Source organism: Parapedomonas caeni, from assembly GCF_041060555.1.
In the GTDB taxonomy this organism is placed as follows: Bacteria; Pseudomonadota; Alphaproteobacteria; order Sphingomonadales; family Sphingomonadaceae; genus CAUJIW01.
The window spans coordinates 129,812-140,012 of record NZ_JBEUDS010000008.1 but is presented as its reverse complement, the minus strand read 5'-3'; the positions used below and the strand labels follow the sequence as shown (position 1 = coordinate 140,012).

The following is a 10,201-nucleotide window of genomic DNA, read 5'->3' as shown; positions in this document are numbered from 1 at the left end:
GCAAAACCTCAACCTGCCGAAGCTTCGTGACGATCTCGTCGGGCTTGTGTCGCTTGTTTGCCATTGTGGTCCTCCTTCATGGTCAAAACCATACTTCAAGGTGGACCCGTTCAATGGGGGTGGATCACAGGCTCGTCTGCCAATTATAACGTCGTCATCAACAACGTCTCTGTCGGTCTGACCGCCGCCAACGGCGGGCCGTCGTTTCGCACAACCTTAAGCGCAGGCGACCGCAATACTCTGGCGCTCGCGTTCTTTTTTGCGTCGTTGGAACGGGAGGCCAATCTGGCCGACAAGATTGTCGTCATCGACGACCCGATGACGAGTCTCGACGAACACCGTTCCCTGACAACGGTTCAAGAGGTGCGCGGACTGGTGGGCCGGGTCCGGCAGGTCATTGTCCTGTCGCATTCCAAGCCGTTCCTGTGCGCCATTTGGGAACAGGCGGACAGGCAGACGCGCTCTGCGCTCAGGATTGACCGCGATGGAACCGGCTCCACACTTGCCGCTTGGGACGTGCATCAGGATTGTATTACCGAGCACGACAGGCGGCATGCTCTCGTAAGCGGCCACATTCGTGCTGCCAATCCCGCGAATGAGCGCGCCGTTGCACAGGCGCTTCGTCCGATTCTCGAATCCTATTTGCGCGTTGCTTACCCGGCTGAGTTCCCTCCCGACGCTATGCTCGGCCGGTTCATCACCATCGCACGGCAGCGGGCCGGACAGCCCAACCCGATCATGACTGTTGCTGACATTGATGAGCTTGATCGTCTTCGCGTCTACGCCAACCGCTTCCACCATGACAGCAATCCTGCCTGGCAGACAGCCGCGATCAACGATCAGGAGTTGACCGGCTTCGCCGAGCGCACCCTTCGCTTCACGTCGCGGCGTTGACGAATATCGGGCAAAGAACCTTGCCGCCAGCGATTCCAGCAAAGCTTTCTTGAAGTCCAAACGGGCGCGTCCGGCGTGGCCGGATTGGGCTTTATGCCTTGCGGCACCGAGCCGCCGCGCAGCCGCGTCTCCGCCATCCGGTAACAATCCCGCGCGCGGATAGAGCGCGGCCTTTGTCCGCATTCCTTCTTTCTTTGTGGGGGCGTGCCGCCCTTCACCGTCAAGACCAAGCCCTAAGGGGCGGAAAACGGGGGCCGTGTAGTCGCTGCGCTCCGGCCCGCACCATCCCCCGTTTTCCGGTCTGGACGGCTGAATCCCCGCTCATTGCCGCGTGGCTAGTCGGTTGCATGCGCAACCCATCAGCCAAGGAAGAAAAGGCAATGAAGCAAGATGTTTATGAACGAGTAACCGCCCACATTGTGACCGCATTGGAGAATGGCGTCCGCCCGTGGTTCCAGCCGTGGAACGCCGAACATGCCGCAGGACGTATTACCCGCCCGCTGCGCGCGAATGGTCAGCCCTACCGTGGAATCAACGTCCTGATGCTGTGGGGCGCAGCCTGCGAGCGTGGATATAACGCGCCTATCTGGATGACCTACAAGCAGGCGCAGGAGCTTGGCGGCAACGTTCGCAAGGGCGAGAAAGGCAATCTTGTCGTTTACGCCAACACCATCACCAAAACCGAAACCGACGAGAACGGGCAGGAATCCGAGCGCGATATTCCGTTCATGAAGGGATACACCGTCTTTAACGTGGAGCAGGTGGAGGGATTGCCTGCGCATTTTTATGCGCTGGCAGAGCGTCCCGCCGATACCGTGCAGCGCATCGCGCATGCCGAGGCTTTCTTTGCCGCCACCCGCGCGGATATTCGCCACGGCGGCAGCCGCGCGTTTTTCAGCCCTGCACAGGACTTTGTACAAATGCCGCCCTTTGAAGCCTTCCGCGAGGCCGAAGCCTATTACGCCACCCTTGCCCATGAAATGACCCATTGGACGAAAGGCGCGAACCGCTTGGAGCGAGACTTTGGCCGCAAGCGCTGGGGCGATGAAGGCTACGCGATGGAGGAACTAGTCGCGGAGCTTGGCGCCGCGTTCCTTTGCGCCGACCTCAGTCTGTCGCCTGAACCCCGTGACGAGCATGCCGCCTATATTGGCAACTGGCTGAAGGTGCTGAAGGAAGACAAGCGCGCGATTTTCAACGCCGCCGCCCATGCGCAGCGCGCCGCCGATTATCTCCACAGCTTGCAGCCGCAGCCCCACGAGGTGAAGGAAGCCGCCTGAAATAAAAACGCCGGAGGGACAACCCTCCGGCATCTGGCGGAGCCGCCGTCATGGTGACGGCGGCTATTCTTTATCCCGCCCGACCCACCCCTGAGCGGACGGCGCGGCCTTTGGGGCCGCGCCGGACAGAGGGCTTTCAGCCCTGATAATCCTCAAAGCCGCGCTCCCCCTTGCGCGGCACATCCTTATGGCCGCTGCACAGCCAGCAGGAACACGGGCGGCAATGCGTAGAGGCATTGCGCCCGACCGCGCGCGGCGAATGTGCAGGCGCATCGGAGAGGCCGCGCGACCACAAGGCCATCACGCGGCGCGCCCGCGCTTTCATCCGTTCTTCGTCTTGTCTGCGCCTTGCCCGCATTGTCCGATCCTGTCGCTGCCCGCCTCTATATAGGCGCTTTGCGCCATAACCGCGTTATCGGGGAAATGGCGCTCGACGACGCTCGAATCAACCAAAAACGGGATAGCTTTGATGGGCGAATTGGGGGAGCTGAAAGCGGATTTTCTGCGGGCGACTGCGAAGCAATTCCGAAAATTTTTCTGCACAGTACCTACACAGGCCAGAATGGCCTATTTTTCTCTTTATTTTTCAGGTGTTTCGACAAATCTGAAAATTTGGAGCGGGTGAAGGGAATCGAACCCTCGTATGCAGCTTGGGAAGCTGCTGTTCTACCATTGAACTACACCCGCCCGGGCGCCTGCGCGTCAGCGCACCGCTTCATAGCGGGCCTATGGGCCTGCTTGCAAGAGGGGCTGGTTTCAACAGGCGCAGGTCCAGAGCGGCGGACGACAGCAAGGCGTACCGGTCTGGAACCGTCACGGTGGACCGGGTGAGAACGCCGACGGGCTGCGACAGCGTGCGGGTGGTCAAGCCGGGATCACGCGGCTACAGTCCGCCGCCATGAGCGACCCCGCTGCCCTTCCCGTCGCGCCGGAACCCGGTCCGGCCGCGACGCCGCGCCAGAACCACCTCTATCTGGTGGACGGTTCCGGCTACATCTTCCGCGCCTACCACAAGCTGCCGCCGATGACCGATCCGGCCGGCACGCCGGTGAACGCCGTCTACGGCTTCACCACCATGGTGTGGAAGCTGATCGAGGATCTCAACGACGCCGAGCACCCGACCCATCTGGCGGTGATTCTCGACGCTGCCCGTCATTCGTTCCGCAACGACATCTATCCCGACTACAAGGCCAACCGGCCGGAGCCGCCGGAGGACCTGCGGCCGCAGTTTCCGCTGATCCGCGATGCCGTGCGCGCCTTCTCGGTGCCGTGCATCGAAAGCCCGGGCTTCGAGGCCGACGACATCATCGCCTCCTACGCCCGCGCCGCCCGGGCGGCCGGCTTCGAGGTCACCATCGTCTCCTCCGACAAGGATCTGATGCAGCTGGTCGGTCCCGGCGTCGAGCTGCTGGACACCCTGAACAACCGCCGTCTGCGGGAAGAGGCGGTGGTCGAGAAGTTCGGCGTCGGCCCCGACAAGGTGATCGAGGTGCAGGCGCTGATGGGCGACTCGGTCGACAATGTGCCGGGCGTGCCGGGCATCGGCCCCAAGACCGCCGCCGAGCTGATCCAGCATTATGGCGATGTCGAGACGCTGCTGGCGCACGCCCACGAGATCAAGCAGCCCAAGCGGCGGGAAAACCTGATCCAGTTCGCCGATCTCGCCCGCGTCTCGAAGCAGCTGGTGACGCTGAAGGACGACGTGCCGCTGCCGGTGCCGCTGGACGAACTGACGCTGCGCCATCCGCCGCACGAGCCGATGATCGCCTTTTTCGACAAGCACGGCTTCCGCTCGCTGAAGGCCAAGATCAACACGCACCATGACGCCGCCCTCGCCGGGGACGGGACGGCGGCGGACGCCGCTGGCGGCGCGGTGCCGTTCGACACCGGCGCGTACGAATGCGTCACCACGCTTGACCGGCTGGGCTGGTGGGTGGCGCAGGCGACCCGGCTGGGCGTGGTGGCGGTGGATACCGAGACCACCTCGCTGGATGCGCTGCGCGCCGAGCTGGTGGGCGTCAGCCTGGCGCTGGCGCCGGGCCAGGCCTGCTACATCCCGCTCGGCCATACCGGCAGCGGCGGTGGTCTGCTGGCCGAGCGGCCGGCGCAGATTCCGCTGGTGGTGGCGCTGGACGTGCTGCGGCCGCTGCTGGCGGATGCCGGCGTGCTGAAAATCGGCCAGAACCTGAAATACGACATGGCGGTGCTGGCGCGCTACGACGTCACCATCGTCAACTTCGACGACACCATGCTGCTGTCCTACGTGCTGGACAACGGCCGCAACAGCCACGGCATGGACGCGCTGTCCGAGCTGCACCTGGGCCACGCCACCATCAAGTACGCCGATGTCTGCGGCTCGGGGAAGAACCAGATCAGCTTCGCCGAGGCGCCGCTCGACCGGGCGACCGCCTATGCGGCGGAGGACGCCGACGTCACCTGGCGGCTGCACGCGGCGCTGAAGGGCCGGCTGTGGCGGGACCGCATGACCACCGTCTATGAAACGCTGGAACGGCCGCTGGTGCCGGTGCTGGTGGCGATGGAGCGCGCCGGCATCCTGGTCGACCGGACGACGCTGGCCCGGCTGTCGGGCGACTTCGCCCAGCGCATGGGGGCGCTGGAGGCGCAGATCCACCAGCTCGCCGGCGAGCCGTTCAACGTCGCCAGCCCCAAGCAGCTCGGCGACATCCTGTTCGACAAGATGGCGCTCAAGGGCGGCAAGAAGGGCAAGACCGGCGCCTGGTCCACCGACGCCGACGTGCTGGACGGCCTGGCGGCGGAGGGCGTCGAGCTGGCCCAGCGGGTGCTGGACTGGCGCCAGCTGGCCAAGCTGAAGTCCACCTACACCGATGCGCTGCAGGGCCAGATCAACCCCGACACCGGGCGGGTGCACACCAGCTATGCCATGGCCTCCACCTCCACCGGCCGGCTGTCGTCGACCGACCCCAACCTGCAGAACATCCCGGTGCGCACCGAGGAGGGTCGCAAGATCCGCGAGGCCTTCGTGGCGCCTACAGGCGCTGTGCTGCTGTCGGCCGACTACAGCCAGATCGAGCTGCGCCTGCTGGCGCACATCGCCGACATTCCGGCACTCAAGCGCGCCTTCGCCGACGGCATCGACATCCACGCCATGACCGCATCGGAAGTGTTCGGCGTACCGGTGGAGGGCATGGACCCGATGGTCCGCCGTCAGGCCAAGGCGATCAACTTCGGCATCATCTACGGCATCTCGGCGTTCGGGCTGGCCCGCCAGCTCGGCATCGCCCGTGGCCAGGCGCAGGCCTTCATCGACCGCTATTTCGAGAAATTCCCCGGTATTCGCGCCTATATGGACGCCACCGTCGCCCAGTGCCGCAAGCAGGGCTATGTCGAGACGCTGTTCGGCCGCCGCGCCTACATCGCCACCATCAACGACAAGAACCCCAACCAGCGCAATTTCGCTGAACGCCAGGCGATCAACGCGCCGATCCAGGGCACGGCGGCCGACATCATCCGCCGGGCGATGATCCGCATGCCGGCCGCCTTGGACGCGGCGGGGCTGAGCGCGGTGAAAATGCTGCTGCAGGTGCATGACGAACTGGTGTTCGAGGCGCCGGAGTCGCTGGCCGGCGCGGCGGCGTCCGTCATCACCGAGGTGATGAGCGCGGCGGCGCGCCCGGCGGTGGATATCGCGGTGCCGCTGGTCGTCGAGTGCGGCCAGGGCGCCACCTGGGGGGCGGCGCATTGATGGTCCGCGTCCTGCGGGCGGGACTGTCCCATCCGTGGGCGGCCCGCGCCTGGCGGTGGTGCGGCCGACCGCTGCTGGTGATGGTCGCCGCGTTGGCGCTGCTGGCCACGACGGTGATCAGCGGCCAGCCGCTGGTCGATGATCTGCCGCCGCCGCAGCCGGCGGACTCGGCCGCCGCGCGTCTTGTGGTGGCGGAGCTGGGGGATACCGTCAAGGCATCAGGGCAGGCGCGGGGGATCGTGCTCGGCCAGCGTCAGCTCGACGCTTTGGGTCGGCTGACCAACCACGGGTTCGGCACGCTGCGACCCCGGGTCCGTCTCGGCGGTGGCCGTGCCGATCTGGCGCTGACCATCGTGGTGGCACGCCACTCGTTCATCAATCTTGAGGCCGTGGTTGCCGAGCGTCGCGGTGGCTTCCCGCCCGTCAGTGCCCGCGTCGGCGCGGTCGAACTGTCACCGGCCACCATGCGCTGGATGGTCGAACGGCTCTGGCATGCGCTCGGCTTTCCGCCCGAGGTGGGCGGACCCGACGATGCCGTCCACAGTCTGCGGTTCACACCCCGCCAGCAGGTGGTCGCGGTGGTCCGTGTGCCGGCCAGCCTGCTCGACCGGGTGCGGGCGCTGGTGCCCGGAGGCGAGCCGGGTATCGATCCGGCGCTGGTCCGGCTTTACTACGCCCATCTGCTGGAGGCTGACCTGCGCAGTGGCGTTGGTGCCAAGCCGTTCGCCCTGCTGGTCAACCGTGCCTTCGCGCTGGCCGAGGAGCGGTTGCCCGTCGGTAATGCCGGCGAGGAAGCCCGTGCCGCCTTCGTGGCGCTGGGCATGCTGGCGGTGGGCCAGCGGGTGGCGGCGCTGGCGGGCGGCGTGGTCGATCTCGGTGCGGCGTGCACGCCCGATCCACCGGCGCTGGTGCTGGCGGGCCGTCAGGATCTGCCGAAGCATTTCGCGCTGTCGGCGGCGCTGGGCGTGATCTTCCCCGACCGGTTGTCGCGGGCCGCCGGGGAGTGGAAGGAGCTGAACGACTCGCTGCCTGGCGGCAGCGGATTCTCCTTCGTTGACCTGCTCGCCAACCGGGCCGGACTGAGACTCGCCCGCATCACCCATCAGCGCAGCCGTGATGCCGAGGCGATGATAAGGTTGCTGGCGCGGGCCCGCGAGGCGGCGCTGTTTCCCGCCGATGCCATCGACGGGCTGGCCGAGGGCATGAGCGCGACCAGTTTCAGGCGTATCTACCGGTCAGTGACGGACCAGCGATACCGCCACACCATCGCCCGGCTGGACGCGACGCTGGACGCGTTGCCGCTCTATCGTGGCATCCCTTATTCCGACATGGGCTAGCCGGGCGGCGGGCCGGGCTGGTCCCGGCGCTGGAAGACCGCCGGTTGGTGGCGTCGCCTCAGGCCAGCGTGCGGGCCAGGAAGCTGTCCAGGGCATCGAACTGGCCGGCACGGGTGTAGTCACGGCCACTGATGTTGGGAACATCCTCCAGCCGAGGCGTCTGCGCCTTGGCCTCGATCCAGCCGCGCAACTGGGCGGCCAGGCGGTCGGGGTCGTTGGAGACGAGGCCGAACTGACCCTCACGGACGATCTCGGCCGCCTCGCCGGTCTCGGAGCCGATGACCAGGATCGGCCGGCGGGCGCCGATATACTCGAACAGCTTGCCGGGGATGATGCCGTCCTCGGCGGGGTCGTTCCAGCGGCACAGCAGCAGCACGTCGGCGCGGCGTTCGATTTCGAGCACTTCGCGCCGGGTGATCGGCGGCGAGATGGTGACGCTTGCCTCCACGCCATAGTGGCGCGCCAGCGAGGCCAGCGAATCGGCCTGCTCGCCGTAGAACAGCAGGTTCACCCGCGAGGCCAGCGCGCCGAGCCGGGCGGTGGCGGCGAACAGCGACGACGGATCGCGCTTGCCGATGTAGATGGAGCCGGCGTGAACGATGGTCAGCTTGTCGGGGTCGAGCGGCGTCACCGTCTCCAGCCCGTCGAAATCCACCGGGTCATAGCCGTTCATGCTCAGCGCCACCGGCTTGCCGTGCAGCTGGTCCAGCGTGCGCTGGGTGGTGCGGGTGACCGCCACCAGCGCGGTGGCGTCGTGCAGCGTGCGGCGTTCCATGCGGCGTTCGATGATGGTGCGCAGCCAGTTCTGCACGCCGTAGGGGTTGCCGGCCCATTCGTCGCGCAGCTCCGCCACCCAGGGGGCGCCGCAGGCGGCGGCGAGATGGCGGGCGACGATGTGTCCCGAGTGCGGCGGGCCGCTGGAATAGAGGAGGTCCGGCTTCCACCGCTCCACCAGGGCCCGCCCGGCGGTGGTGGCGGTGCGCGACCAGAACAGATGCTTGTCGGGAATGAACATCATGTCCCAGTAAAGATCCGCGATCTGCTTGCGGTAGGGCAGCGATGCCAGCCGGGGTGTCCCCCCGCCGGCGCCGGCCGGCGGCGTGGCCGGCGATCCGCCACCGTCGGCCGGTGTCGGGGGCACCCGGCCAAACAGGTGGAAGGCGGCGGCCTCGCGCAGTGATTCGACCTCGGGGAACGGGACGAAGGTGACCCGCTCCTCCGGCAGTTCGTGCTTCAGCACCTTCGAGGTGAGGCGGTTGCGGGCCGAGAGCACCCGCACGTCATGGCCCTGGGCCAGCCAGTGGCGGGCGAGGCTTGGCGCACGGGTCGAACCTGACGGCGCGAGCGGCGGGAAGAAGCCGGCGACGAGCAGGATGCGGCGTGGCGTCAGCCTGTCAGAAGACACGGCCGGATCACGCGACTCACCTTGGCCTGATTGCACCTGCGATACCCTTCGCGAACGTTCCCCGGAAACTGCCGACATCGAATCGCCCGACATTCTTTCGGCACGATGACAGAAACTGGCAATACAAAGTTTAATGCTTGTCGTCCAAGACTTAGCGCCGGCCCGAGGGTTCGTCGCGCGGGCCGGCGTTGCCGCGTGCCCGGGGGGCGTTGCCTCGCGGGCTTGTTTGACCATCGATCCCGATCGGCTACAACCGGGCCGATCCATGAAAGCCGACCGATTCCCCGATGCGCATCCTTCATGTCCTTGACCACTCGCTGCCGCTGCACAGTGGCTACACCTTCCGCAGCCGTTCCATCCTGCGTGAGCAGAACCGGCGCGGCTGGGAGACGGTCCATCTGACCACGCCGCGTCATTATCATCCGGGCCCCGATCCGGAGGAGGCCGACGGGTTGCGGTTCCATCGCACGCCGCGCCCGGACGGTCTGGCAAGCCGGGTGCCAGTGCTGCGCGAGCTGGCGGAGGTGGCCGCGACCACCCGTCGACTGGAGGCGCTGGTGGCCGAGACCCGGCCCGACATCCTGCACGCCCACTCGCCGGTGCTCAATGCCATGGCGGTGGGTCGCGTCGCGCGGCGCACCGGCCTGCCCTGGGTCTACGAGATTCGCGCCTTCTGGGAGGATGCGTCGGCCGCCCATGGCACCAGTCGCGAAGGTGACCTGCGCTATACCGCGACCCACTGGCTGGAAACGCGCGCGGCGATGGCGGCGGACGCGGTGGGCTGCATCTGTGCCGGCCTGATGGGTGACCTGCGCGGCCGAGGCATTCACGAGGACAAGCTGTTCCTGACGCCCAACGCGGTCGACCAGGACCAGTTCACGCCCGGCAAGCCGCGCGACGCGGCGCTGGCGGCCGAACTGGGGCTGACGGATGCCGAGATCATCGGTTTCATCGGTTCCTTCTATGATTACGAGGGTCTTGACGTGCTGGTGGCGGCCATGCCGCTGCTGCTGGCCAGCCGACCCAGGCTGCATCTGCTGCTGGTGGGTGGCGGGCCGGTGGAGGCGGCGCTGAAGGCGCAGGTGGCCGCACTTGGGGTTGGCGCGCGCGTTCATTTTACCGGCCGGGTGCCCCACGCCGAGGTGGACCGCTACTACAGCCTGATCGACGTGCTGGTGTATCCGCGCAAGCGGATGCGGCTGACCGAACTGGTGACGCCGCTCAAGCCGCTGGAGGCGATGGCCGAAGGCAAGCTGGTGGCGGCCTCCGACGTGGGTGGCCATCGGGAGCTGATTCTTGCCGGCGAGACCGGCGAGCTGTTCCGGCCCGATGATCCGGCGGCGCTGGCGGAAAGCGTCAGCGGGTTGCTCGATCGGCCGGAAATGTGGGAGCAGCGGCGGGAAACCGCGCGCCGCTACGTGGCGACGGAGCGGACCTGGGCGATGACGGTCGATCATTATGTACCGGTCTATGCCCGCCTGCTGGGTGGTGCGCGGCGGGGGTGAGCGTAGAATAGGACGACCGGGATGGGCGTCCCGGTCTGGCGGCATCGCGTGCGGAT

The 10,201-nt window shown here is 66.8% G+C and carries 6 protein-coding genes and 1 tRNA gene; 5 read left to right on the top strand and 2 right to left on the bottom strand.

The annotated features are described in order from the left end of the window. The first annotated feature begins 78 nt into the window (after positions 1-78). On the top strand, positions 79-894 hold the full coding sequence (locus ABU113_RS07930; RefSeq protein ID WP_454558964.1) for an AAA family ATPase: 816 nt from the start codon (positions 79-81) through the stop codon (positions 892-894). 347 nt (positions 895-1,241) lie between these two features. Beyond that, positions 1,242-2,174, top strand: a complete 933-nt coding sequence (locus ABU113_RS07925; protein WP_454558963.1) for an ArdC family protein — start codon at positions 1,242-1,244, stop codon at positions 2,172-2,174. A 613-nt stretch (positions 2,175-2,787) separates the two neighbouring features. Here the strand turns inward: ABU113_RS07925 and ABU113_RS07920 are convergent. Continuing rightward, positions 2,788-2,861, bottom strand: a tRNA-Gly gene (locus ABU113_RS07920). A gap of 211 nt (positions 2,862-3,072) precedes the next feature. Between ABU113_RS07920 and polA the strand changes: the two genes are divergently transcribed. Both polA and ABU113_RS07910 read left to right on the top strand, forming a co-directional pair. Continuing rightward, on the top strand, positions 3,073-5,898 hold the full coding sequence (gene polA / locus ABU113_RS07915) for a DNA polymerase I (RefSeq protein WP_454558962.1): 2,826 nt from the start codon (positions 3,073-3,075) through the stop codon (positions 5,896-5,898). Further along, complete coding sequence (locus tag ABU113_RS07910) at positions 5,898-7,235, top strand: hypothetical protein (protein WP_454558961.1); 1,338 nt, start codon at positions 5,898-5,900, stop codon at positions 7,233-7,235. Before polA ends, ABU113_RS07910 begins: the two co-directional genes overlap by 1 nt. A 58-nt stretch (positions 7,236-7,293) precedes the next feature. On the opposite strand, the gene ABU113_RS07905 is transcribed toward ABU113_RS07910, so the two are convergent. After that, on the bottom strand, positions 7,294-8,640 hold the full coding sequence (locus ABU113_RS07905) for a glycosyltransferase (RefSeq protein WP_454558960.1): 1,347 nt from the start codon (positions 8,638-8,640) through the stop codon (positions 7,294-7,296). A 287-nt stretch (positions 8,641-8,927) separates the two neighbouring features. On the opposite strand from ABU113_RS07905, the gene ABU113_RS07900 reads away from it, so the two are divergent. Beyond that, complete coding sequence (locus ABU113_RS07900) at positions 8,928-10,145, top strand: TIGR04063 family PEP-CTERM/XrtA system glycosyltransferase (RefSeq protein WP_454558959.1); 1,218 nt, start codon at positions 8,928-8,930, stop codon at positions 10,143-10,145. Positions 10,146-10,201: the final 56 nt, after the last annotated feature.

Coding starts and splice junctions, on each gene's coding strand:
- ABU113_RS07930 (WP_454558964.1), top strand. CDS start 79: ATGGTCAAAACCATACTTCAAGGTGGACCCGTTCAATGGGGGTGGATC.
- ABU113_RS07925 (WP_454558963.1), top strand. CDS start 1,242: ATGCGCAACCCATCAGCCAAGGAAGAAAAGGCAATGAAGCAAGATGTT.
- polA (WP_454558962.1), top strand. CDS start 3,073: ATGAGCGACCCCGCTGCCCTTCCCGTCGCGCCGGAACCCGGTCCGGCC.
- ABU113_RS07910 (WP_454558961.1), top strand. CDS start 5,898: ATGGTCCGCGTCCTGCGGGCGGGACTGTCCCATCCGTGGGCGGCCCGC.
- ABU113_RS07900 (WP_454558959.1), top strand. CDS start 8,928: ATGCGCATCCTTCATGTCCTTGACCACTCGCTGCCGCTGCACAGTGGC.